1 protein-coding gene is annotated in these 268 nt (G+C 43.3%); it reads right to left on the bottom strand.

Annotated elements, in window-relative coordinates; all coding sequences use genetic code 11:
* On the bottom strand, window positions 1-268 hold a 268-nt coding region (locus tag AAEZ09_RS28375), incomplete at both ends, for a hypothetical protein (RefSeq protein WP_350601670.1).

Below are 268 nucleotides of genomic sequence, written 5' to 3'. Positions count from 1 at the left end.
ATATGACCGAGCTTTTCGATACCACTCATAATAACGGGCGTCGTCTGCTGCTGACTATGATTAAAAGCTATTACCCAGTTATCATCTGTCCAAACGCTTTTGATACTCTCCAAAAATAACCAATAGCAACTGACTGATAAGGGCGTCGCTTTTTGTTCGTCTGGCGATTGGCCAACTTTGCCTTCATAACTTTGAATAAGTTTATCCGCGCTAGCCGGTAATGCACATTGAACGATTTGCTGCTGCTGTCCATATAGCTGCCATAGTG

This window comes from Pseudomonas sp. 65/3-MNA-CIBAN-0223 (assembly GCF_040310425.1).
In the GTDB taxonomy this organism is placed as follows: Bacteria; Pseudomonadota; Gammaproteobacteria; order Pseudomonadales; family Pseudomonadaceae; genus Aquipseudomonas; species Aquipseudomonas gregormendelii.
Note: the sequence above shows the minus strand (reverse complement) of the source record. Positions and strands in the feature narration are given on the sequence as shown.